Consider the following 26,037-nt stretch of genomic DNA (forward strand, 5'->3'; position numbering starts at 1 on the left):
GATGGCAGAGGCCCCACGCACCCCCCTCGCCGACCGCCGCGGTTGGATCATCGGCGGTTCTGTCGCCGCCGTGCTCGCCATCGTGACGACGCTCGCCGTCGTGTGGCCGGGCTTCGACGCACAGCAGACCCCGCCCGACGACGGCACGATCTGGGCTATGCAGTCCGGCGAGGGTCGGCGCTATGCCCGGGTGAACACGACCGTCGGCGAGATCGACACCGTCAAGCAGGTCGAGAACCCCAGCGCACTCGTGCAGAACGCGAACCGTCTGCTCGTCTACGCCGAGGGCGACACCCGCTTCGCGGACGTCGACATGGCGATGCCCGCCGATCTCAACGCCGACGCGGAGGACGCGTTCCAGAACACCCCGCCCGGCACGGTCGATGTCGTCTCCACCGGTGACACCATCGCCTACCGCACCGACAACGGCGCTGTCTTCGCCGGCTCGCTCGCCTCTCCGAGCAGCACTGTGCCCATCGACCCGTACGCCCAGACGCAGGTCGCCGAGGGCGAGGAACGGCCCGTGTTCGTCTCCGACAGCGTTGCTGTCGGGGTCGACGGCATCGTCTACGCGTACTCGTCCGAGGAGGAACGCGTGCTGCGTGCCGATGCGCGCACCGGCAAGATCGAGGGCTCGGATGCGGTGTCCGACGCCCCCGCATCCGCGACGCTGAGCGCCGTCGGCACGACCTGGGCTCTGCTCGAGCCGGACTCGGGACGCCTGTGGCTGCGCGGACGCGATCAGCCCCTCGACACCGGGACGATCGGCGGTGTCCTCCAGAAGTCGGGCTCGGCGCGCGACGAGGTCTACGTCGCCGACACCACCGGACTCGTCTCCGTCCCGCTCGACGGCTCGGGACCCGAGCGCGTCATGGACGCCGCGCAGGGCACCCCGGCGGCTCCGGCGGAGGCGAAGGGCGTGATGTACGCGGCCTGGCTGCCCAACAGCCAGCCCCAGGGCACGCTGTGGACCTCGGATGCGGGACAGAGCGACCTGGACTATGCCGGAGGTTCGCTCGGCGACGAAGTCGCGCCGGAGTTCCTGAGCAACGGATCGCGCATGATCTTGAACGAGACGCGCTCGGGCTGGGTGTGGACGCTTCCGAACGGCGCTCTCGTGCCGTCCTCGCAGCAGTGGGACTCCGACCAGGACGTGCCCACCCAGCAGCAGGAGGACATCCAGGCCGAGCGCGTGATCGATCCGAAGCCCCCCGTCGCCGTCGACGACGCATTCGGTGTGCGCGCCGGCCGCAGCGCCGTGCTGCCCGTCCTGCTCAACGACCACGATCCGAACGAGGACGTGCTGAGCATCGTCGCCGCATCCGTCGAGGGCCTCGACCCCGCGTTCGGAACCGTCTCGATCTCGAACCAGGAGCAGGAGCTCGTCGTTCGGATCTCCCCCGAGGCGACTGGATCGGCGACCTTCCGGTACCGCATCACGGACGGGACGACCACCGACGGTCTCACCTCCCAACCGGCGACCGTCACCCTCACCGTGTCGGACCCCGGCCAGAACTCCGCCCCCGTCTGGTGCGGCGTGGAGGCGTGTCTGGCCACCTGGCCGACCCCGCAGGTGGTGCCGGGCGGAACCGTCTCGGTCAACGTCCTCGAGGGATGGGTCGACCCCGACGGCGACCCGATCTACATCTCCTCCGCGGTGAATCAGAGCGGCATCGGCTCTGTGGCACTCGACCCGCAGGGCACCATCACCTTCCAGCACCCCAATCCGAACCAGACCGACGCCCAGTCGGTCACGATTCTCGTGACCGTCACCGACGCCAGGGGCTCCTCGACCGAGAAGCCGCTCGAGATCGCGATCACCCCGAGCCCGCAACTGACTGCCGCGTCGTTCGCGGCGGTGGGAACCATCGGTGCGCCGACCACGATCGACGTGCGCCCGCACGTGACCGGCGTCAACGGCGCCATCACGATGCGCAGCGCGAACTCCATCACGGATGCGGCGGCGCAGATCTCGGTGAACGGCGTCGCGGGCACCTTCGTGTTCACCGCCGCGAATCCGGGCTCGTACCTCGTGCAGTACACCGTCGCCGACGCGCTGGCCGAGGCGACCGGCACCGTCAGGGTGACGATCGTCGATCCCGCCGCCACGCAGATCTCCACTCCTCCCCTGACGGCCTTCGTCCGTCCCGGCGAGGACGCGACGATCGACGTCATCTCGCCCGTGTCGAACCCCGCCGGGCTCGTGCTGCTGGCCAGCGACGTCGTGGTCGCCCCCGACCCGAGCGCATCGCTGAGCGTCGATCTGGTCGGTCAGAGCATGCTCCGTGTCGCCGGTTCCACCGACAACGCGCAGCCGGGAACGCTCGGCGTGGTGACCTACACGGTCTCCGACGGGACCGGGAACGGCGCCACCACCACGACCGGCGAGACGACCGTCGTCCTGCTTCCCTCGCCGACGGCGGAGCCGCCCATCGCCGTCGACGACGCCGTCACCGTGCGCGCCGGCGCGCAGATCGACATCCCCGTCCTGGACAACGACACGGCACCGGCGGGCGCCCAGTTCGCCATCGACCCCTCGACCATCACGAACGAGTCGAACACAGGTCTCGCGTTCGCGACGGGGCGCCTGCTGCGCTACCTCGCGCCCGGCGAGCCTGGCACCTACACGCTCGGCTACACGATCTACCGCATGGGCTTCCCCGACATGACCGACACCGCCAAGGTGACCGTCACGGTCCTGCCCGAGGACTCGAACGCAGCGCCGGTTCCCCGCACCCTCGTCGGGCGCGTGCTCAGCGGCGCGACCGTCTCGATCCCGTTCGACCGGTACGCGATCGACCCCGACGGCGACGCGGTGACGCTGGATCGCATCACGGCGCAACCGGATCGCGGCTCGGCCGCGATCTCGCCCGAGGGCGATGCCATCCTCTACACGAGCTCACCCGGCGACAAGGGCCAGGTCTCCTTCACCTACCAGGTCAGGGACACTCTCGGCGCGGTGGGCGTGGGCGAGGTACGCGTCGGCGTGCTGGATGCCGAATCGAACCCGGCCCCTGTGACCTACAGCGACTATGTGCAGGTGCAGGCAGGCGCCGACTCCGAAGCCGTCGTCCGTCCCGCCGACAACGATCTCGATCCCTCTGGCACGACCCTCGAGGTGATCGATGTGCGTCCGAACGCGGATGTGGGCTCCGAGGAGTACCGCGCGATGGACGCCATGATGCAGGGGGTGAAGGACAGCGAGGTGCGGCTGAAGGCCGGCACGCAGCTCGGCACCTACTCGTTCGCGTACACGGTGCGCAACGCACAGGGCGACACCGCGATCGGCCTCATCGTGCTCAAGGTCGTCCGCGACCCCGTGCCCGACTACCCCTCGGTGCGCGACACGACTCTCACCGTCGAGACGCGCGAGGACTTTCCCGACGGCGTCGACGTGCTCAGCGGCAAGGTGTCCTGGAACGCGGGCGACGTCGGGACGCTGAAGCTGTCCCTGTGGGGCGAACCCGACGGCGTCTCGGTCGACGGCCGCAAGATCTCGGGCCGCCTGCCCGACAAGACCGAGCTCATCCCGTTCCAGGTGACCGGCACGGCCTTCGACGGCAGCGAGGTGACCTCGTACGGCTTCCTCAAGGTCCCAGGTACCAAGGATCTGCAGTTGAGCCTGCGTTCGTCCGCGACGTCGGTGCAGGTCGACGAGCGCGGCACGGTCGACGTCGACCTCAGCCGCGCCGTCGCGTTGCCGCCGAACGCCGAGATCGAGATCGACGGGTCCCGCGTGGCCGCCGGCGGCGGGCGCGCGGAAGCCACGTGCGCACTCGTGTCCGGTACGACCGTGCGTTACTCCGCCGGCGCCGGCGCGCCCTGGACCGACAGCTGCGTCGTCCCGGTGCGCCTGGTCGGACAAGACACCTACACCTACCTGACGATTCGCGTCGACGTCATCGCGGAGGACCCGCAGCCCGAGCTGCGCGCCGCCTCCCTCACCGTGAGCCCCGGCTCCTCCGCGACGTTCGAGCTGCGTGACATGACGACCTGGGCGGGAACCGAGGACTGGGGGGCGCTGCGCTACGCCGTCTCCTACGCAGGTGATCAGTTCACGGTCGAGACCTCCGGCTCGCAGGTGACCGTCACGGCCCGTGACGCCGCGCGCCCGGGCCGTCAGGAGCCGGTCACCGTCACCCTGCCCAGCCACCGCGACGTGCGCCCCGCCACCCTCGCCCTTCAGGTGGGCCCGGCTCCCTCGACGCTGCCGAAGGGCGCGACGCTCACCCAGTCGTGCTTGCAGTCCTCGGGCAACGGCTGCACGATCAACGTGATCGGTCAGGGCGGAGAGATCAACCCGCTTCCCGGCACACCGCTCAAGCTCGTCGCCGTCGGCGGCGCCGCGGGCGGCAGCTGCGCCGGCGTCTCGTTCGGCGTCGCCAGCTCCACAGCCATCCAGGCGAACTGGTCGCCGGATGCCGACGGCACGCGCTGCACGGTGAGCTTCACGGTCGAGGACGCGCAAGGACGCCAGTCCGCGGGCGACCGCAACGGCCAGGTGACGCTCGACCTGCAGGGATATCCCAAGGCGCCCAACAGCGTCACGCAGGTCGGTTTCGGCGATCGCACGATCACGCTGCGCGTCGATCCCGGCGCCGCGGGCAACGCCTACCCCGCACTCCAGGGGTTCCACATCCTGCAGGGCGGCCAGCAGGTGACGACGTGCTCCGCCGCCGGGGCGTGCGAACCGTTCCAGGTCTCCAGCAACGGCGACCGCCGCACGTACGAGGCTCGCGCGTTCAACACGGTCGGCGAGTCCCGCACGGGCGTGACCGTGCAGGCCTGGGCGTATCGCCAGCCCGCCGTCGGCAACGTCACCGCGGATCCGATCTTCGACCGGCAGCGCACCACCAGCGACGCGGGCGCGGTGAAGATCCGCATCCAGAACGTCGATCCCGAGGTGCGCACCTACTCCGTCACGGGAGCGAACAGCGATGTGCCGCGCTCGGGCGGCGACACGACCGAGCTGACGGTCACGCTGCCGGTCGGGCAGGCGACCATCACCGTCACCGCCAACAGCGCGAACTCGGCGCCGGACGGCAGCGGATCGGTCGGACAGACCAAGAACGTGGGCGTGCAGGTCGCGGGATCGCCCCGTGCGGGCGGGATCAGCGTCACCGCCGAGGCGAAGGACGCGCTCACGGTGTCCGCCGTCGACGTGGACCGCAACAGCAGCGCGCTCCCGACAAAGGTCATCTACGTCGCCTATCAGGACTGGGGCGGCTTCGACTGCAACGTCGACGGCGACGGCGTGCTCACGGGAGCCTCGGTCCGCGGCGGCGAGTCCTCCACAAGCACACGCATCGACGGCCTCGCGCAGAATCAGCACTACACGGTGTCCGCGTGCGTGGGCAACGGGTACGGCGCAGTCACGGCGGGCACGGCCTCGGGCTGGGCCTGGGAGCAGCCGAGCGCCGGCCCGGAGTCGGTGACCTATTCAATCTCCAAGGACGCGTCCTCCAGCGCCGTGCGCTACTTCATCCCGCAGAACGGCCTCTCGGTCTCGCCGCGTCCCAGCAATGACTACGACTCCACGCCGGTCATCTCCGGCTTCCCGGCGGACCCGGGCAAGGAGGGCGACATCACGGCCAAGTACTGCCTGCGCGGATCCAACAACGAGCGCTGCACGCCCGCGACATCCGCGAAGCCGGCGGACGCGACCCGCGCGGTCCAGACCTCGGTCTCGGACCCCCAGATCCGCTCCTGCAAGGTCGGCTCGGAGCTCAGCTTCGGATTCGGGCAGTCCCCCAGCTCGCTCGGGTCGGCAACGATCGACAACATCAAGTACAGCAAGCGCGGCGCCCTCGGGATCGGGTGGACGACGGTGGAGTCCAACCCCGACAACCCGCGCCTCGTCCCCGCGGGCGCCGAGCGCGTGGAGGCGAGAATCAACTTCGTCTGGAACACCTCGGGCGGCGCGCAGTACGGCACCGATTCGTTCTCTGTCACCGCCGAGTGCACCGACCCGAACCCGCCCGCCAACAACAACCCCGGCTCCGGAGGCTGAACCGATGACCGTCACCCCAGAACAGACCGCCTGGTTCCAGGAGACCTTCTCCGCGCTCGTGGAGAACGTCGAGCAGGTGGTGCTCGGCAAGCGGCACGTCATCGAGCTCGCCTTCACCGCACTCGTCTCGCGGGGGCATCTGCTGCTGGAGGACTTCCCCGGCACGGGCAAGACCTCGCTCGCGCGCGCGATGGGCGAGAGCGTGCAGGGCACGAGCTCCCGCATCCAGTTCACGCCCGACTTGCTCCCGGGCGACGTCACGGGTATCACCGTGTACGACCAGAAGCGCGGTGAGTTCGAGTTCCACTCGGGCCCGATCTTCGCCAACATCGTCCTCGCGGACGAGATCAACCGTGCCAGCCCCAAGACCCAGTCGGCGCTGCTGGAGGTCATGGAGGAGGGGCAGGTCACGGTCGACGGCGTTTCGAGGCGGGTGGGCAGCCCGTTCCTCGTTGTGGCAACCCAGAACCCCGTCGAGCAGGCGGGCACGTACCGTCTGCCGGAAGCCCAGCTCGACCGGTTCCTCATGAAGACGTCGCTCGGCTACCCCGATCACGCCGCCACCGTGCGGATCCTGGAGGGCAGCGCCGCCGGGAAGCGCGAGGTGGGCGCGGTCATCACGCCCGAGGCCGTGCAGACCCTCAGCCAGATCGCCCAGGACGCGTACCTCAACCCGCTCGTGCTCGACTACATCGCGCGCGTGATCGAGGCGACGCGCCAGGCCGCGCAGGTACGTCTGGGTGTCAGCGTGCGCGGTGCGCTCGCGCTCACCCGCGCTTCCCGCACCTGGGCTCTCGCCCACGGCCGCGGCTACGTGACCCCCGACGACGTCAAGGCCCTCGCCGAGCCCGTGCTGGCCCACCGCCTCATCCTCGACCCCGAGGCGGAGTTCGACGGCGTGACCGCCGGCGCGGTGATCGGTCAGGTCATGCTCGACGTCGCTCCCCCGACGCAGCGCGAGTCGGCGTGACCGACTCCTCCTCCCGCATCACCCGGATCGGCTCGACATCCACCTCGACGTCGACCGCCGGGAGCACCCGCACGCGCTACGACACCTCGCGTTCTACGACCGTCATCGTCGTCGGCGGCATCCGCTTCTGGCGGCGCGTGCGACGAGCCGCGGCCCGCAGCGCCGGCGCCGTCGGCGACACCGTCACCGCGGGAGGATGGCTGCTCATCGGAGCGGCCGCGATCGGTCTGAGCCTCGGCATCGTGTTCGGCTGGATCGAGTTCGTCCTAGCCGGCGCCGTCGCCGCCGTTCTCGTGCTGTGCGCGGCACCGTTCCTGTTCGGTGCGCGCGCCTACCGTGTGAGTCTGGGTCTTGCCCACGATCGTGTCGTCGCCGGCAGCGAGGTGGCCCTGTCCCTGCGCGTCGTCAACGTCGGGAAGGGAGTCGCCCTCCCCGGCCGCGTCGACGTGCCCGTCGGCGAGGGTCTCGTCGACGTCGCGATCCCGCTGCTGCGCCACGAGGCCGCGCACGACGAGCAACTCACGATCCCTGGACTGCGCCGCGGCGTGCTGGACATCGGCCCCGCCCGCGCGGTCCGCGGCGACCCGCTCGGCATCCTCCGCCGCGAAGTCGTCTGGGAGGACATACACACGCTCTACGTCCACCCCGTGACGACCGCGATCCCGAGTACGGCGACCGGCTTCATCAAGGATCTCGAGGGCAACCCCTCCTCGCTCGTCGTCGATGCCGACATCTCGTTCCACGCGATCCGCGAGTACGCCCCCGGCGACTCGCAGCGACAGATCCACTGGAAGTCCACGGCGAAGACCGGGACGCTCATGGTGCGACAGTACGAGGAGTCCCGCCGCTCGCGGATGGTGATCGTGCTGGCGACGGGGGAAGAGGATTACGCGGACGACGAGGAGTTCGAGCTCGCCGTCAGCGCCGCCGCATCGCTCGGTGTGCGCGGCATCCGTGACGGACGCGACGTCTCCGTCGTGGTGGGCGGCGAGGTGCCCGAGTTCGCGCGCCGTGCCGTGCGCTCCTCCCGCGACCTCGTGACCATCACCGCCAGGACGCTTCTCGACGAGCTCGCTGGCGTCGAGAAGGGCGAGCGCATCACGGGGCTCCGCGACGTGGCGAGCCTGGCGGTGGAGGCGCACCGCGACGTCTCGGTCGGATTCCTCATCTGCGGATCCACCCCGACGCTGCGGATGCTGCAGCACGCCGCTCTCGCCTTTCCCGCCGACACCGGCGTCGCCGCCATCGTCTGCGACCCTGCGGCGGAGCCCGGCTTCCGCACGATCGGCGGTGCCTCGGTCGTGACGGTGGGTCTGCTCGAAGACCTGCGCCACATCCTCGCGCGGAGCGCACAGTCATGAGCGCCCCCGCCGCACGCACGCGGACGCGCCGACCGCGCCGCGCCGACCGCGACATCGCGTTCCTCATCGGCAACATCGCCTTCATCGACGCCCTCCTGGCGATCGGCGCGGCATCCGCGTGGGCGATCTACCGCAGCGGCTGGTTCGTCCTCGCCGCCGCGGTGGCGATCGTGATCGCCACCGGCATCGCTCTGCTCGCCGTCTGGCGGCCACTGCGCTGGTGGCAGCTCACGCTCATCACCGCGGGCGCCTACGTCGTCGTGGGTGTTCCCGTGGCCGCGCCGACGATGATCACCGACCCCGCGACGATCCTGCCGGGCGTCTGGGGCGTCGTGAGCGCACCGGTAACGGGGTGGAAGAACCTGCTGACGCTCGAGCTGCCGCTCGGGGTGTACCAGGCGACCCTCGCACTCCCCTTCTTCCTGATGCTCGCTCTCGGCACGCTGGCGCTGCTCCTGGCGCTGCGCGCGAGCAGATTCTGGGTGCTCGCGGCGCCGCTCGCGCTTATGATCACCGCGTTCGGCGTGCTGTTCGGATCGAGCGCCGTCGACGGCTCCTGGCGCATCGGGTTCTGGGAGCTGGACGGGGTCTGGGAAGCAGCGATCGGACTCGGCGCTCTGCTCACCGGCTTCGCGTGGTACGTCTGGCGCAACGTCCACACGCGCCGAGTCGCCCTGCGCGTCGCCCGAACGGCGAGCGGCGTGCGCTCCTCCGTCCGTGTGACGCGCACGCTCGGCAGCCGCATCGCCCTCGCCGCCGGAATGCTGGTCATCGCCCTGACTCTGGGTCTGGCGCTCGCGCCCTGGGCGGTGGCGGGCTCCTCCCGCGACGTGCTGCGTACCGCGGTCGACCCCGTGCTGAAGGTGCGTCAGACGCTGAGCCCGCTCGCCGACTACCGTGCCGCGTTCTCCGACGAGAGGTTCGACGACGTGCTGTTCACGGTCGCCGCCGACTCGGGGGTCGATCGCGTGCGTCTCGCGACCCTGAGCTACTACGACGGCCGGGTCATGCGCGCGACCGACCCGCAGACGGGAAGCCGCTCCGACAGCACGGAGTTCCGTCGGGTGCCGGCCTCGTTGCCGGCCGACACGGGCAACCGGGCCTCCGCCACCTTCACGATCGGCGACTACACGGGCATCTGGGTGCCGGCGGTGGGAGATCTCACCTCGATCGACTTCTCGGGATCGACACGGGCGGCCCTGTCGGACGGCTTCTTCTACAACCCGGACTCCGCCACGGGCGTCGAGCTGTCGGACCCGGGGCTCGCCTCCGGCGTCAGCTACACCCAGACCGGCGTGGTCTCGGACGCCCCGCGCGACCCCGGGACGCTGACGCCGTCCCGTTCCGGCACCTTCGACCCGGCCTTCGTCCCCGAATCCCTCGAGGAGTGGGTGACCGCGCAGGACGCGCCCTCGGGCGGCGCGGGTCTGGTCGAGCTGATCTCGCGCCTGCGGGCTCGGGGACTCCTCTCGCACGCGCTCACGCTCGATCCCGGAACAGTCCCGGCGTGGGCGCAGAAGCTCGGCGACTACACGTTCGAGCCCAGCCGCAGCGGGCACTCCACCGACCGCATCGGTGACCTGTTCAGCGAGCTGCTGAAGAAGCAGAACGAGACGGGCGGCACCGATGACTCGCTGCTCGTGTCCGCAGCCGGCGACGACGAGCAGTTCGCCGTAGCCGGTGCCCTCATCGCGGATCACCTGGGCTTTCCCGCGCGGGTGGTGCTCGGCACGCGTCTGAGCAGCGACGACGCGGATCTGCCGGTCTGCGAGGACGGCACGTGCACGAGCGGCGACCTGGCCGCGTGGATCGAGGTCCGCGACGCGGACGGCACCTGGACGGCGATCGACACGACCCCGCAGCACCGCGTGCCGCTCTCGCCCGACGTCCAGCAGCGTCGCGACCCGCAGAACATGACCCCGGTCGAGCCGGAGCAGGCGGACACGGTCCTCCCTCCCGAAGCCGACCCGGCCGACGCCAGCCCCCCGCAGAGCGACGAGCCGACCGACCCGGTCGACCTCGCCTGGCTGTGGGCCACACTGCGAATCTCCGGCATCGCGATCTTCGCGCTCCTCATCCTCCTGATGCCCGCGATCGCGGTGCTCTGGGCGAAGGTCATGCGTCGGCGGGCCCGGCGCTCCTCCGCCGATCCCGTCGACCGCGTCGTCGGCGGCTGGGAGGAGTACCTCGACACCGCCGTCGATCACGGCCACCGCATCCCGCCCGCCGCCACTCGATCGGAGACCGCGGCCTCCGTCAGCGACGCGGAGACGGCCGACCCGGCCACGCTGGCGGCACTCGCCGACCGCGCCGTGTTCGCCCCGGGGACCACCACCGAAGAAGAGTCGGCCCGGTTCTGGGAGCTCATCGACCAGGAACGGCGACGTTTCGCGTCCACAGGCGGCCTGTGGGCGCGCTGGAAGGCTCGGCTATCGCTACGCTCGTTCGCACGCGGATTGCGCGAGGCTGCGTCGCGAGATGGAAGGGGACGACCATGAGCGGGATCGTCGTCATGGCCGGAGCGCGCTCCGACGTCGGCCGCGTACGCAAGCTGAACGAGGATTCGGTGCTCGCGCAGTACCCCGTGTTCCTCGTCGCCGACGGCATGGGGGGCCACGCCGCGGGAGACCTCGCCAGCGCTGCGGTCGTAGACGCCTTCCGTCACCTCGTCGGTCGCGATGACGTGCAGCCGGAGGAAGTCGTCACCGCTGTCGAGTCGGCCCACGCCGCCGTGTCACAGGTCGCGGGCCGTCATGCTCGCGGCGCCGGCTCCACACTCGCGGCCCTGGTCGCCGTGGTGCAGAACGGATCGCACGCGTGGCTCGTCGTGAACATCGGCGACTCCCGGGTGTACCGGCTCGTGGGCAGCTCGCTCGAACAGCTCACGGTCGATCACTCGGTCGTGCAAGAGCTCGTGGATGCGGGCAAGATCAGCCGCTCCGAGATGTCCACCTATCCCGGTCGCAACGTCATCACGCGCGCCGTGGGCGACAGCCAGAGCCCCGCCGACTACTGGCTCTCGCCCATCGTTACCGGCGAGCGCATGCTCCTGTGCTCGGACGGACTGTCGAACGATCTGAGCGACGAGGCGGTGCTGGCCGGGCTCAGCCTCGGCGGCTCCGCCGAGCAGACCGCGTATGCGCTGGTGGATCAGGCGCTCGCCCGCGGCGGCCGCGACAACATCAGCGCTGTCGTGGTGGATGTGCGATCCGGAGGGCTCGCTCCCCGTGCCGATGAGGTGACGGGCGGCTTCGCGACGAGCGAGCAGGCGGCGGTGCAGCCCATCGAGGTGGACACCATCACCTCGCGAAGAGAGCGGCCGATCCGTGGCTGAGCGGACCTGGTTCGAGGGGCCCCTGCCCGCCATCGCCACCGATACGCTCGCCGTGATCGTCGCGGGCGAGGCCGCGGTGGCGGCTGCGCGACGCGTGCTGTCGACGGGCACGATGCCCGGGACACCCGAGATCCTGGACGCCCTGCTCGCCGACGGCATCGCCGCAGTGCCGGCCTTCGCCGTGGTCGCGCTGGACGACGACCGTCTGACCGCGTTCGTTCGCGGCGAGTTCGTGCTCCGCTTCGAGGACCGCTCCCGCCGCGTGTGGCGCGTCGACGGCGTCGGTGCCCACACCTGGCGCGAGGTGGAGGCGGCATCGGTGGTGCGGGCTTGGGCGGGTGCCCCCGACGCGGAGCCGAAGCTGTTCGATCTGGGCCCGACGCCGGAGCGCCCCGTGCGCGTCGGACCGACGAGCGCTGCGGGCGTCATGCTCCGCGGACGGCCTGCCGTGTCGCGCCCTCCGGTTCCTGCCGCCGCCCCACCTGCCGCGGCCGCGGCCCCTGCACCGCGGCCCGCCGCATCCGAGCCCGCCGATGACGAGACCGTCGTGACGAGTTCGAGCGCACTCGCTCCCAAGCCCGCTCCTCGCACCCCGCGGGCCCCACGCGCCATCCAGCTGCCTGGAGGGGACATAGTGCCGATCCACGGCACGCTGCTGGTCGGGCGCGGGCCGCGCAGCTCCCGCGTGGAGGGCGACGGCCTGCCGACACTGGTGGCACTCGGCGACGTCTCGCGCGACGTCTCGCGTGCGCACGTGAAGATCTGGACCGACGGCACGCGGGTGCAGATCGAGGACCTCGCAACGCCGGGTGGGACGGCTGTCATCGACGCCGACGGTGTCGCCAGACTGCTCGTCCCCGACCGCGCGGTAGAGGTGCGTGAGGGGGCGAGTGCGGAGCTCGCCGGCGGCGCCCGCATCCGCTTCGTGGGGGACGCATGACCGACGCAGACGACAGCACCCGCCTCTCGCGCCGAGGGCCGGATCAGAGCGAGCAGCCCGAGGACAGCACCCAGCTCGTGAGTCGGCGCGATCGACGCAACGCGTCCGCCTCGGCGGCGACCGACGCGACGGCCATCGTGTCCCGCGAGACGCCGGCTGCGCCCGCCGACGAGACCGTGATCGTCGACCGCGCGCCCGCCGCACCGACCGTGGCGCCGGAAGACGTGGACGACCGCACCGCGCTGGTACGGCGTCCGGTCGAGGCTCCGTCGCCGGAGAAGGCGCCGCCCCCTGACGAAGCGGAGGACGGCACCCTGCTGGTGCGCAGGGCTGCTCCGACGACGGATGCGACGGTGGTCGTCCCCCGTACCACGCCGGTCTCCGCGGTGGACGACGATGACGAGGACGAGCACACGATCCTCACGCCGCGCTCGCCCTCGGCGATCGATGCGCTCGACACGGACGACACCGTCCTGCGTCCCCGGGACGAGCCTCAGGACGCGACGCTGCTGCGCCGCCGCGACCGCCCGGCGAACGCGGATGCGGATGCGGATGCGGATGCGGACGACACGGTGCTGCGTCCGCGCGACGCCGTGGCCGACGACGCGACGAGCCTGTCGCCCCGGGGGACGAAGGCGGGTGCATCGCCGCGCCTCACGCGTGCACGCCGAGGCGGCGCGGCTCAGACCGCATCGTTCGCACCCGATGCCCAGACCGACCGGACGCCCGCACGTGAGCGGTACGCGATCCGCACGCCCACGATCACGGCCGCGCCGGCATCCACCGCCTCCGCGTCCCAGGTCGTCGACATCGGCGACGGCGGGCTCGCCGCGCGGATCGCCCGGCGACGTGCCACACGGACCCGCCTGACGGTGCTCGCGAGCGTGTCCGCGGTCGTGTTCCTCGGATCGATCGTGGGTCTTGCGACGCTGCTGAGCATCTGAGCGCCTGCTCGGGTTAGCATCGAAGGCTGTGTCAACGCCGGAACCCGTCATCTCCTTCCCGCCCGAGCTGCCCGTCAGCGCGGCCCGGGAGGAGATCGCGCGCGCCATCGAGGATCACCAGGTCGTGATCGTCGCGGGTGCGACGGGATCCGGCAAGACGACGCAGCTGCCGAAGATCTGCCTGGAGCTGGGGCGCACCCGCATCGCGCATACGCAGCCGCGCCGCATCGCCGCACGGACGATCGCCGAGCGCATCGCCGAAGAGCTGCAGGTCCCCCTCGGTTCGACCGTCGGCTACAAGGTGCGATTCACCGACAAGGTCTCCGCCGACACCCGCGTCGCCCTGGTGACCGACGGCATCCTGCTCAACGAGATCCACCGCGACCGGCTCCTGCGCCGCTACGACACGATCATCATCGACGAGGCCCACGAGCGCTCCCTCAACATCGACTTCCTGCTGGGGTACCTGCGCCGGATCCTCCCCGAGCGCCCGGATCTGAAGATCATCGTGACCTCCGCCACGATCGATCCCGAGAGCTTCGCACGCCACTTCGCCGACGCCGACGGGGTCCCTGCCCCCGTCATCGAAGTCTCGGGACGCACCTATCCCGTCGAGATCCGCTACCGACCGCTCGTCCCGGAGACGGACGACGAGGCCGAGGATGCCGCCGCCCCCGAGGCCGAGGACGAGGTGACCGCCATCGTTCAGGCGCTCCGGGAACTCGACGCCGAGGCGCCGGGCGACGTCCTCGTCTTCCTGCCCGGCGAGGCGGAGATCCGTGATGCGGCGGATGCGGTGCGCGCCGCCTACGCCTCGGCCACAGCGCCCACGGAGGTGCTCCCCCTCTACGGCCGGCTGTCTGCGGCGGAACAGCATCGGGTGTTCGAGCGGTCGCGCATCCCGGGCGTGCGGCGCCGGGTGATCCTCGCGACCAACGTCGCCGAGACGAGTCTGACGGTTCCGGGCATCCGCTACGTGATCGACACCGGAACCGCCCGCATCTCCCGCTACAGCAACCGCTCGAAGGTGCAGCGGCTGCCGATCGAGGCCATCTCGCAAGCCTCCGCGCAGCAGCGCTCGGGCCGTGCCGGGCGCACGGCGCCGGGCATCGCGATACGCCTGTACGGGGAGGGCGACTTCGAGCGGCGCCCCGTCTTCACGGAGCCGGAGATCCTGCGGACCTCTCTCGCCGCCGTCATCCTGCAGATGCTCGCGCTCGGATTCGGCGACATCTCCGCCTTCCCGTTCCTCACCCCTCCCGACTCCCGAGGCGTCCAGTCGGCGTTCGACCTGCTCGTCGAGCTGCAGGCCGTCCGCCAGAGTCGGCAGGGGTCCTCGCTCACGCAGCTCGGACGGGAGATCTCCCGACTGCCGATCGACCCGCGCTTCGCACGCATGCTCGTCGAGGCGCGACGCACCGACGTGCTCCCCGACGTGCTCGCGATCGTCGCCGGCATGTCGATCCAGGACGTGCGCGAGCGTCCCGAGGAGCGCCGCGAGGAAGCGGATCGGCTGCACGCGCGCTTCGTCGACCCCACGAGTGACTTCCTCACTCTCCTGAACCTCTGGAACCACCTGCGCCAGCAACAGGACGAGCTCGGTTCGAGCGCGTTTCGTCGGCTGTGCCGGGCGGAGATGCTCAACTACGTGCGCGTGCGCGAGTGGTTCGACGTGCACCGGCAGCTCTCGCAGCTGCTGGGTCTTCGTCGCGACGGCGAGCGCACAGGAGGTGAGTCGGACCCTGCCGCGGTGCATCGCGCGCTGCTGTCCGGGCTGCTCTCGCACATCGGCATCCTCGACGAGCGCGAGAGGAGCCGAGAGGGCAAGGGCGCGCGCGCGGAGTACCGCGGCGCCCGCGGCACCCGCTTCTCACTGTTTCCCGGCTCCGGCCTGCGAAAGAAGCGGCCGACCGCGGTGATGGCCGCGGAACTCGTCGAGACGAGCCGCCTCTTCGCACGCACCGTCGCGGCGATCGATCCCGCCTGGGCCGAGCCGCTCGCGGGCGAGCTCGCAAAACGGCAACTGAGCGAGCCGCACTGGTCGAAGGATGCCGGGGCCGCCACCGCCTACGAGAAGGTGACCCTGTTCGGCGTCGAGATCATCCCGCGACGGCGCGTGCAGCTGGCCCGATTCGATCGTCCTCTCGCGCGCGAGATGTTCGTGCGCCACGCCCTCGTCGACGAGGAGTGGGATCCTTCGCGCCTGGCGAAGCCGCTCACCGCCTTCGCCAGGCGCAACCTCGAGTTGCGCCGACGCCTGGAGAAGCTCGAGGAGCGCGAGCGCCGCCGCGACATCCTGGCCGGAGACGAGGCCGTCTACGCCTTCTACGACTCCCGCATCCCTGCGGACGTGTTCGATGCCCGCTCGTTCGAGGCCTGGTGGAAGGACACGGTCGGGCGCACTCCGCGCCTGCTCGATCTGAGCGAGGCGGATCTGTTGGAGGGCGCCGAACGCGCCGACGAACGCGCCTTCCCGACCCGCTGGAGGCAGGGCGATCAGGTGCTCTCACTCGCGTACCGGTTCGAACCGGGGGCCGCGGATGACGGTGTGACCGCCGTCGTCCCGCTCGCGCTCCTGGCGCAGCTGTCGCCGCGCGGGTTCGACTGGCAGGTCCCGGGCATGCGCGACGAGCTCGTCACGGCACTCCTGCGGGCACTGCCGAAGGCCATCCGACGCCACGTCGTGCCGGCTGCGGACTGGGCGGCGCGCTTCGCCGAGGAGCTGGCCGGCTCCGGCCCCGAGGATCATGCCGGGCTTCCGCCGCTTGCCCTGCGCGACGCCCTCGCATCCCGCATCCAGCGCGTCGCGAACCAGCCCGTGAGCGCGTCCGACTTCGAGATGGAGCGGGTGCCCGACCATCTGCTGATCTCGTTCCGCGCGGTCGACGAGCGTGGCCGCGCGGCCGGTTCCGGACGCGACCTGGTCGCCCTGCAGGAGCGTTTCGCCGATCGCGCGCGCTCTTCCGTCGCGCGCTCGCTGCGCCGAGGCCCGGCCGCATCCAGCGCCACCGCCGCGCCCGGCACCCCCGGGCCGCGCGTCCCGGCGAGCGCCGAGGGCTTCACTGAGCGCACGGGGGTGAGCGACTGGGATTTCGGGCCCCTCCCCGAGCAGGTCGACACGCGTGTGGCGGGCGGTGTGGTGCGCGGCTACCCCGCGATCGTCGACGACGGGGCGAGCGTATCGCTGCGCATCGAGGCGACGCCGGAGGCGGCAGCGCGCGCGACGCGCGCGGGCATCCGTCGTCTCGTGCTCCACGCGGTGCCGTCCCCCGTCTCCTACGTGCTCGATCACCTGACCTCGAACGAGAAGCTCGCCCTCGCGGCCTCGCCCTACCCCTCCGCGAAGGCCCTCGTCGAGGACGCTCGCGTCGCCGTCGCGGATGCGGTCATCACCCGCACGGCCGCGGACGGCATCGTGCGGGACCGCGCCGGCTTCGAGGCCCTCCGGGACGCGTTCAGCGCGGCTGTCACGGACGAGCTGTTCGCCGCCACGAGCCTCGTCGCCCGGATCCTGCTGTCGCTGCGGGAGATCGAACGCGCCATGAAGCGGCAGAACTCGCTGACCCTGCTCGGCGCCCTCGGCGACATCCGAGCCCAGCTGGCCGGCCTCGTCTATCCCGGTTTCATCTCGCGGACCGGGCCGGCTCGCCTCGCCCACCTGCCGCGCTACCTCGCGGCGGTCGCCGAGCGGCTGGCTCAGCTGGCCGATCAGCCCGGGCGGGATCGGCAACGCCTCACCGAATATGAGCGCTCGGCCGCGGCGTACACGGATGCCGGCGGCACCATCCCGCTCACCGAGGGCGCGCCCGCTCCCCTCGTGCATGCCCGTTGGCTGCTGGAGGAGTACCGGGTGAGCCTGTTCGCGCAACGGTTGGGCACGGCCGAGCCGGTGTCCGCCCAGCGCATCCTCAAGACGCTGCGCGGCTGATCTTCGTCCGGGCGCGGCTGCGCGCACGCGAGGCTGCCGGTGCGCCGCACGACGTTGACAACGTCTCCGTGCAGCCAATACGGTGATCGGAGGCCGAGAATGTTCTCGGTAACAATGACTGCCTGACTGCCGCATCCGCGGCACACGATTGCGCGAAGACGCTCAACCGATCGCCGCGGGGACCGTGACGTCCCCGCGCACGCTCCGACGCGTCTCGCCCGTCGATGAGAGCGAGGAGCCTCCGCGTGAGCACGCGCCACAGATCCCGAATGCTGACCAGGGGCGGAGCGGTATGGACCGCACTCGCACTCGCCGCCGCCGCCGGAGCGGTCGTCCCATCCGCCGCCCAGGCCGCGACTCCTGCACCTCTCTTGCACTACACCTTCGACAGCGCCGCGGGCACGACGATCCCGGACACGAGCGGCAACGGGTTCGACGCGACACTGCAGCAGAGCGGGGGTGCCGTCGCCGACGGCAGCCTCTCGCTGCCCGGAGGAGCCCGCGGCACGGCCGCCTACCTCGATATCCCCACGACGGGCCTCGTCGGCAAGAAGGACCTGACCATCTCCACCTGGCTCTCGCCGCGCACGGGTGCAGGCAACACCGCTGCCGCCTTCATCGGGGCTCCCGTCGCGTCTGGCAACTCGTATTCGTCGGGGTACTGGCTGCTGAACCCCGCCAACCCCAACGGCTACGTCAAGTCGGTCGTCACCAACGCGGTCTCCCCCGGCTCGCCATGGACGACCGAGGTCGGCCCGGGCGCCACCAATGCCGCGACCTCCGGCATCCGCACGCCCGCCGGCCTCAGCCTCTACACGACGGTCATCGACGGAACGACGGGCCAGTTGCGCATCTACGTGAACGGCGCCCGCATCTCGCAGAACGCGATCGCCCGCGACGTCGCCGCGTTCGGCTCGAACCTCGTGGCGGCCCTCGGCCGCTCGACGTACAACGACGCGAGCTGGAGCGGACTGGTCGACGACTTCGCGATCTACGGACAGGCGCTCAGTGACGCCGACGTGCTGGCGCTCTACAACGCCGAGGCCCTCGATCGCGCCGTCGCCGCCGTCTCGGTCCCTGCGACCGCGGACACCGACTTCGCCGTACCCACCACGAGCGCGGGCGTCGGCGTGAGTTGGGGATCGAACAACCCGGCGATCGCCGTCACCGGGGGTACCGCGACCGTCACCCGCCCCGCCGCGGGCTCGGGCGACGCCGACGTCACTCTGACCGCCACCTTCACCGTCGGCGGAGCGACCCGCGTCCACACCTACTCGGTGCGGGTACCGCAACTGCTCTCGGACGCCGGCCGCGTTGCAGCAGACCTTGCGGCGATCCAGATCGCGAATCTCGACGACATCCGCACCAACTTCTCCGTGCCCGCCATCGGCGCGCAGGGATCCACGATCACGTGGACGGTGGATGCGGCACACGCGGCGTCCGCGGCACTGCGGGCAGGCGTGCGCGACGACTCGCGCACGGTCGAGGTGAAACGGCCCGCTACCGGGTCCCCCGAGATCGTGGTCGAGCTGACCGCCGTGGCCGCCCACGGCCCGTCGACCGCCAGCCGGACCTTCTCCGCCCGCCTCCAGCCGCTGCCGGCGGGCGACGAGGAGACCGAGGCGTACTTCTGGACGTTCTTCACGGGCGAGGGCCAGGGCGCTGAACGCGTGAGCATCGCCGCATCCAAGGGCAACGACGCGCTGAGCTGGAACACCCTGAACGACGGGCAGCCGGTGTTCACCTCCACCGTCGGCACCGAGGGACTGCGCGATCCGTTCATCATCCGCGCGCCCGAGGGCGACAAGTTCTACATGATCGCCACAGATCTGAAGATCGACGGCCTGGCCGGCGGATTCACAACCGCGCAGATCTCCGGCTCGCGCTACATCGAGGTCTGGGAGTCGAATGACCTGGTGAACTGGTCCGAGCAGCGTCACGTGAAGGTGTCGAGCGACTACGCCGGAAACACGTGGGCGCCCGAAGCCTACTGGGACGAGGAACTGGACACGTTCGTCGTCTTCTGGGCGTCCAACCTCTACCCGACCACGAACGCCGCCGATCGCACAGCCGTCACCTACAACCGGATGATGTACGCGACGACCGACGACTTCGTGACCTTCTCCGAACCGCAGATCTGGAGCGACGTGCGCCGGGGCGCGGGACTCGGCCTCATCGACTCCACCGTCGCGAAGGTCGACGGCGTCTACCACCGCTTCACCAAGGACGAGGCGAGCATGACGATCCGCCACGAGAAGTCGACCGATCTGCTCGCGACGATCGCGGGCACCCTCCCGAGCGCCACCGGGCCGGCGGACGAGTGGACGCTCGTGAAGGAGCGGGTCGCCAGCGGTCTGCCCAACGGCGAACCCGGGGGTACCTTCACCAGCGGCGAGGGCGCCAATATCTTCCCCGCCAACGCGGATGATGTGAACGGCCTGGACTGGTTCCTGTTCATCGACCAGCCCAACTACCACGGCGGGCCCAACCACTACGTCCCGTTCGGAACGACGAACCTCGAGGACGGGAACGCGTGGCAGCCGCTCGGCGCGAAGCTGCGCCAGTCACTCCCCCAGAACGCCGACGGCGGCAAGCCGCGCCACGGCACGGTCATCCCGATCACGCGCTCCGAGTACCAGCGCGTACTCGAGGCCTACGCGGCGGACATCGCCGTTGCGTCGGTCGACGAGATCGCGGTGACGACGCGGGCGGGAGTCGCGCCAACCCTGCCGCAGGCGCACCTGACGAAGGCGGACGGTTCCCAGCAGAGCGTCGACGTCGCCTGGGACGCCGTCCCTCCCACCGCCTACGCCGCGGCGGGAGAGTTCACGGTGGCCGGCATCGCGCAGGACGACTCGCGCATGCCGGTGGAAGCCACCGTCACCGTCACCCCCGCGGTGTCCGTGCAGGCCGCGACCAGCGCGCGGTGCCTGGCGGGCAAGGCCGTGCTCTCGGTCGCCCTCAGCAACACCGGCGACAGCACGGCGGCGGCCACGATCACGACGGTGTACGGCGTGAAGACCGTCACGGTCGCGGCGGGCAAGAGCGCGTCGACCGCCTTCACGACGCGGCTCGGCGCGATGCCCGCGGGAACGGCCACGGTCTCGGTCACCCAGGCGGGTGCGAGCTCGAACCTCACCGCACCGTACGTGTCGCTCGCCTGCGGCTGAGTTCTGGCGTCCCGCCCCGTGGCGGATCGGCGAGTGGATCGCCGGTCCGCCACGGGCGCATTGCGTCCGGCCTCGACACCGGGCAGAGTGGCGAGCACCATGACACACGCGATCGTCTACTCCGAACACGGCGGCCCCCACGTCCTCACGCTCACCGACATCGATGTCGCCTCCCCGGAGGCGGGCCAGGTGGCGGTGCGGATCGAAGCCGCCGGCGTCAACCCGATCGATGCGAAGCTGCGAGCGGGTCTGCGCGGCCCCGTCCCGATGACCCATCCGCGCCGCATCGGCAGCGACGGTGCCGGCGTGGTGACGGGCGTCGGAGAAGGCGTCGACGGGTTCCGCATCGGCGACCCCGTCGTGATCTTCTCCGCCGGCGGCCTCTACGCCGAGCAGGCGATCGTCAAGGTCGGCTCGATCCAGCCGCGACCGCCGCAGGTGGACGCGGCGACGGGAGCCGCCCTCGGTATCCCGGTCGGCACGGCGTACCAGGTGCTGCGCTCACTCGACGTGCGCAGCGGTGACACCCTCGTCGTGCACGCGGGTTCGGGCGCCGTCGGCCAGGCCGCCGTGCAGTTCGCCGTGCTGTGGGGCGCCACGGTCATCGCCACCTCGTCGCCGTCGCGTTTCGACCGCCTGCGCGAACTCGGCGCGATCCCTGTCGCCTATGGCGACGGACTCGAACAGCGCCTGCACGAGGCCGCTCCCCAGGGCTACACGGCCGCGTTCGACGCGGCGGGCACGGACGAGGCGATCGGCGCCTCGCTCGCTCTCGTCGACGATCGATCGCGCATCGCCACGATCGTGCGCGGCGCGGATGCGGCGGGATTCGGCATCCGGGCTTTCTCCGGCGGCTCCCCCGATCCGCTCACCGACCAGCAGCTCGCGTGGCGGGCCGAAGCCGTGCCGGTTGTTCTGGCGTTGCTCTCGGCGGGGCGGTTCTCGGTCGAGCTCGGGGAGCAGCTGCCGCTGGCCGAAGCACCGCAGGCGCACCGTCTCATCGAGGCCCATTCGCCGGGCAAGATCACACTGGTGCCCTGACGTCCCCGCGTCCATGACGCCGAATGTCGGCGTACTGGATGCGGGCGGACCGCGGTGTGAGACTCGCCGCATGGCAAAGCGCATCATCCTGAACGCCTTCGACATGACGTGCGTCAGTCACCAATCCGCGGGCACCTGGCGTCACCCCGACAGCCGGGCCACGACCTACAAGGACCTCGAATACTGGACCGAGCTCGCGAAGCTGCTCGAACGCGGCCGGTTCGACTCGCTGTTCATCGCGGACGTGCTGGGCACCTACGACGTGTACCGGGGCTCCGCGGCGACGGCGCTCGGCGATGCCGACCAGGTGCCGGTGAACGACCCGTTCCTCCAGGTGCCGGCGATGGCGCTCGTCACCGAGCACCTCGGCTTCGGCGTCACCGCGGCGCTGACGTACGAGCAGCCGTACGCGCTCGCGCGCAAGTTCTCGACGCTCGACCACCTGACCAAGGGGCGCGTCGCCTGGAACGTCGTGACGAGCTACCTGAACAGCGCCGCGATCAACCTCGGTCTGAGCAAGCAGATTGCCCACGACGACCGATACGAGATCGCGGAGGAGTTCGTCGACGTCACCTACAAGCTCTGGGAGGGTTCCTGGGAGGAGGACGCCGTCATCGCCGACCGCGAACGCGGTGTGTACACCGACGCCGCGAAGGTGCATCCGATCGGTCACCGGGGCACCTACTACTCCGTCCCCGGCATCCACCTGAGCGAGCCGTCGCCGCAGCGCACTCCGGTGATCTTCCAGGCCGGCGCCTCCGCGCGCGGGCGCGCCTTCGCCGCCCGGCACGGCGAGGGTGTCTTCATCAGCCCCGCGAATCCCGCACAAGCTCGCGAGATCGTTCGCGACATCCGCTCTCGCGCTGCGGCGGAGGGGCGCGACCCCGGCGACGTGAAGACCTTCGCGCTGGTGACCGTCATCACGGCCGAGTCGGATGAGGCGGCTGCCGCCAAGTACGAGGACTATCTGTCCTACGCCTCGGGTGAGGGGATGCTCGCGTTCTACGGCGGCTGGACCGGCATCGATTTCGGGCAGTGGGACCCGGATCAGCCCCTCGAAGAGGTGGAGAACGACAGCCTGCGCTCGGTGCTCTCCTCCCTCGCGAAGATCGACCCCGAACGCCGGTGGACTCCCGCCGACATCGTCGCGCAGCGCTCGATCGGCGGGATGGGGCCGGTCATCGTCGGCGGCCCCACGACGGTCGCCGACGAGCTGGAGCGATGGGTCGACGACGGCGAGATCGACGGCTTCAACTTCGCCTACGCGATCACGCCGGGCTCCTTCGAGGATCTGGTGGAGTTCGTCGTGCCCGAGCTCCAGCGCCGCGGGCGGGCGCAGACCGAGTACGCGGGCTCGACGCTGCGCGAGTCGCTCTACGGCGCCGGCCACGCGCGGGTCGCCGACACGCATCCGGCCGCCCGCTACCGCGGGGCGTTCGCCGAGGGCGCGAGCGCGGCAGACGGCACACTGCCCTCGCGCATCGCTGAGCGGCTCGCCGTTCGCTGACACGCAGAAGAGAGGGGCCCCGCCGATCGGCGGGGCCCCTCTCTTCGATGGTGACGGCGCTCAGTTGCCGGAGCGTCGCTTGTTGTACACGTCGAAGGCGACGGCGAGAAGGAGCACGAGGCCCTTCACCGCCTGCTGCCACTCGATGCCGATACCCATGATCGACATACCGTTGTTCAGGACGCCGATGATCAGACCACCGATGATCGCGCCGCCGATGGTTCCGACGCCACCCTGCACCGCCGCTCCGCCGATGAAGGCGGCGGAGATGGCCTCGAGCTCGAAGCCGTCACCGGCCTTGGGCCCGGCGAGGTTCAGGCGAGCGGTGAAGATGAGACCTGCCAGCGCTGCGAGCAGGCCCATGTTGACGAACAGCCAGAAGTCGACCCGGCGCGTCTTGATGCCCGACAGCTCCGCCGCGTGGCGATTGCCGCCGATCGCATAGATGTGACGGCCGAAGACGGAACGGTTCATGACGATGCCGTAGACCAGCACGAGCACGGCGAGCACGATGAGCGTGACCGGGATGCCCTTGTACGCCGCGAGGGAGTACGTGAAGAACGCGATCGCGGCGGAGATCAGCACGAGCTTGGCGATGAACCAGACGATCGGCTCGACATCCTGTCCGTACTTGCGACGTCCGGCACGGGTGCGCCACTGCTGCACGACGAGGGCGATGATGCCGACCGCGCCGATCAGCAGCGTGAACACGTCGGGGTCGCCCCCGAAGATGCCGTCGAGGAAGCCGTTGCCGAGCGCACGGTACTCGTCGGGGAAGGAACCGATGTTCGCGTTGCCCAGCACGACGAGCGCGAGCCCGCGGAAGATGAGCATGCCCGCCAGGGTCACGATGAAGGCGGGGATGCCGACGAACGCGACCCAGAAGCCCTGCCACGCCCCCACGAGCGCGCCGATCGCGAGCGACAGGACGATCGCAAGCCACCAGGGAAGTCCCCACTGCACCGCGAAGACGCCCGAGACCGCGCCGATGAAGGCGGCCACGGATCCGACGGACAGGTCGATGTGGCCGGCGATGATGACCATCACCATGCCGATCGCGAGGACGAGGATGTAGCCGTTCTGCACGACCAGGTTCGAGATGTTCTGCGGACGAAGCAGGATGCCGTCGGTCAGGACGGCGAACAGCACCACGACCGCGAGCAGCGCGATGAAGATGCCGTTCTTGCCCAGATCCGTGAGCACGTGCGTGATCCAGCGGGTGGCCTTGTTGTCGACCGGGTTGATCGTCGCCCCGGCGGCGGTGTCGTTGTTCGACATGTCGTTGTCTCCTGCGAGCCCCGTCAGCGGGGCTTCTCCATGGTCATGAGCTTGAGGACGGATTCGGGGCTCGCCTCGGCGATCGGCAGCTCTCCCGTGATGCGACCCTCCGACAGCGCGTAGACGCGGTCGGAGATGCCGAGCAGCTCGGGCAGCTCGGACGAGATGACGATGATGCCCTTCCCGGATGCGGCGAGCTTGTTGATGATCGTGTAGATCTCGTACTTCGCCCCCACGTCGATGCCGCGGGTCGGCTCGTCGAGGATCAGCACGTCGGGATCCGAGTAGATCCACTTCGACAGCACGACCTTCTGCTGGTTGCCGCCGGAGAGCTTCCCGGTCTTGACCAGCACGCTCGGCGCCTTGATGTTCATGTCGCGGCGGTACTCGTTCGCGACCCGGTACTCCTCGTTGTCGTTGACGAGGCCGGCCTTCTCGAGCTTCTTGAGCGACGCCATGGAGACGTTGCGCTTGATGTCCTCGATGAGGTTCAGGCCGTACGTCTTACGATCCTCGGTCGCGTAGGCGAGACCGTTGTCGATGGCCTCCGAGACGGTGCGCGTCTTGATCTCCTTGCCGCGCATGAACACCCGGCCCGAGATCCGCGTCCCGTAGCTGTGGCCGAACAGGCTCATCGCGAACTCGGTGCGACCGGCCCCCATGAGGCCCGCGATTCCGACGATCTCGCCCGCCCGCACCGTGATCGACACGTCATCGACGACGACGCGAGAGGTGTCGACGGGATGGTGAGCCGTCCAGTTCTCGACCCGCAGCAGCTCTTCGCCGATGTGGGGCTCGTGGTCCGGGTAGCGGTGCTCGAGGTCGCGACCCACCATGTCCTTGATGATGCGATCTTCGGTGACGTCGTTCTTCGCGATCGTCTCGATCGTCTTCCCGTCGCGGATGACAGTGACCGTGTCGGCGACCTTCTTGATCTCGTTGAGCTTGTGGCTGATGATGATCGACGTGATCCCCTGACCTTTCAGATGAAGGATCAGATCGAGCAGGTGCGCCGAATCCTCGTCGTTCAGTGCGGCGGTCGGCTCGTCGAGGATGAGCAGCTTGACCTCTTTCGAGAGCGCCTTCGCGATCTCGACGAGCTGCTGCTTGCCGACGCCGATCTGGTTGATCTTCGTCGTGGGGTTCTCCCGCAGACCGACCCGGGCGAGGAGCTTGCCCGCCTCGAAGTTCGTCGCGTTCCAGTCGATGAGACCGAGCGGGCCGCGCTGCTCGTTGTTGAGGAAGATGTTCTCGGCGATCGACAGGTACGGGCTGAGAGCCAGCTCCTGGTGGATGATCACGATGCCCTTGGCCTCGCTGTCGCGAAGGTTGCGGAACGCGACCTCCTCGCCGTTGTAGACGATCTGTCCGTCGTATGTGCCGTGGGGGTACACACCCGACAGCACCTTCATGAGCGTCGACTTACCGGCGCCGTTCTCACCGCAGATGGCGTGCACCTCGCCGCGCTGAACGGCGAGATTCACGTTCGAGAGTGCCTTGACTCCCGGGAATGTCTTGGTGATCCCACGCATCTCGAGGATGTTCTGGGACATC

The 26,037-nt window shown here is 70.2% G+C and carries 13 protein-coding genes; 11 read left to right on the forward strand and 2 right to left on the reverse strand.

Translation table 11 applies throughout. The annotated features are described in order from the left end of the window. Position 1 precedes the first annotated feature (1 nt). The 11 genes from ACYVJS_RS15580 (at position 2) to ACYVJS_RS15630 (ending at position 23,205) form a co-directional block, all read left to right on the forward strand. Positions 2-6,010 carry an Ig-like domain-containing protein gene (locus ACYVJS_RS15580; RefSeq protein WP_460740763.1) on the forward strand — a complete coding sequence of 2,003 codons (6,009 nt, stop codon included), beginning with the start codon at positions 2-4 and terminating at the stop codon, positions 6,008-6,010. A gap of 4 nt (positions 6,011-6,014) precedes the next feature. Then, a complete protein-coding gene (locus tag ACYVJS_RS15585) occupies positions 6,015-6,980 on the forward strand; it encodes an AAA family ATPase (RefSeq protein WP_460740764.1) in 966 nt (321 codons plus the stop codon). Further along, positions 6,977-8,341, forward strand: coding sequence for a DUF58 domain-containing protein (locus ACYVJS_RS15590; RefSeq protein WP_460740765.1), 1,365 nt, complete (start codon positions 6,977-6,979; stop codon positions 8,339-8,341). The genes ACYVJS_RS15585 and ACYVJS_RS15590 overlap by 4 nt, the downstream gene beginning before the upstream one ends. After that, on the forward strand, positions 8,338-10,839 hold the full coding sequence (locus ACYVJS_RS15595; RefSeq protein ID WP_460740766.1) for a transglutaminase domain-containing protein: 2,502 nt from the start codon (positions 8,338-8,340) through the stop codon (positions 10,837-10,839). The genes ACYVJS_RS15590 and ACYVJS_RS15595 overlap by 4 nt, the downstream gene beginning before the upstream one ends. Further along, positions 10,836-11,675, forward strand: a complete 840-nt coding sequence (locus ACYVJS_RS15600; protein WP_460740767.1) for a PP2C family protein-serine/threonine phosphatase — start codon at positions 10,836-10,838, stop codon at positions 11,673-11,675. Before ACYVJS_RS15595 ends, ACYVJS_RS15600 begins: the two co-directional genes overlap by 4 nt. Further along, entirely contained in the window at positions 11,668-12,615 is a 948-nt protein-coding gene (locus tag ACYVJS_RS15605; protein WP_460740768.1) for an FHA domain-containing protein, read from the forward strand. Before ACYVJS_RS15600 ends, ACYVJS_RS15605 begins: the two co-directional genes overlap by 8 nt. Continuing rightward, a complete protein-coding gene (locus ACYVJS_RS15610) occupies positions 12,612-13,559 on the forward strand; it encodes a hypothetical protein (RefSeq protein WP_460740769.1) in 948 nt (315 codons plus the stop codon). Before ACYVJS_RS15605 ends, ACYVJS_RS15610 begins: the two co-directional genes overlap by 4 nt. Positions 13,560-13,587: 28 nt before the next feature. Further along, the gene (gene hrpA / locus ACYVJS_RS15615; protein WP_460740770.1) at positions 13,588-17,487 is read left to right on the forward strand and encodes an ATP-dependent RNA helicase HrpA; all 3,900 of its coding nucleotides are present in this window, start codon (positions 13,588-13,590) and stop codon (positions 17,485-17,487) included. 269 nt (positions 17,488-17,756) lie between these two features. Further along, entirely contained in the window at positions 17,757-20,657 is a 2,901-nt protein-coding gene (locus ACYVJS_RS15620; protein ID WP_460740771.1) for an immunoglobulin-like domain-containing protein, read from the forward strand. 99 nt (positions 20,658-20,756) lie between these two features. Beyond that, the gene (locus ACYVJS_RS15625; protein WP_460740772.1) at positions 20,757-21,698 is read left to right on the forward strand and encodes a quinone oxidoreductase family protein; all 942 of its coding nucleotides are present in this window, start codon (positions 20,757-20,759) and stop codon (positions 21,696-21,698) included. Positions 21,699-21,768: 70 nt separating this feature from the next. Further along, complete coding sequence (locus ACYVJS_RS15630) at positions 21,769-23,205, forward strand: LLM class flavin-dependent oxidoreductase (protein ID WP_460740773.1); 1,437 nt, start codon at positions 21,769-21,771, stop codon at positions 23,203-23,205. A 60-nt stretch (positions 23,206-23,265) separates the two neighbouring features. On the opposite strand, the gene mmsB is transcribed toward ACYVJS_RS15630, so the two are convergent. Both mmsB and mmsA read right to left on the reverse strand, forming a co-directional pair. Next, positions 23,266-24,483, reverse strand: a complete 1,218-nt coding sequence (mmsB, locus tag ACYVJS_RS15635; protein WP_243227333.1) for a multiple monosaccharide ABC transporter permease — start codon at positions 24,481-24,483, stop codon at positions 23,266-23,268. A 23-nt stretch (positions 24,484-24,506) separates the two neighbouring features. Continuing rightward, complete coding sequence (gene mmsA, locus ACYVJS_RS15640) at positions 24,507-26,036, reverse strand: multiple monosaccharide ABC transporter ATP-binding protein (protein ID WP_137417569.1); 1,530 nt, start codon at positions 26,034-26,036, stop codon at positions 24,507-24,509. Between the last annotated feature and the right edge of the window lies 1 nt (position 26,037).

The organism is Microbacterium neimengense, assembly GCF_054782995.1.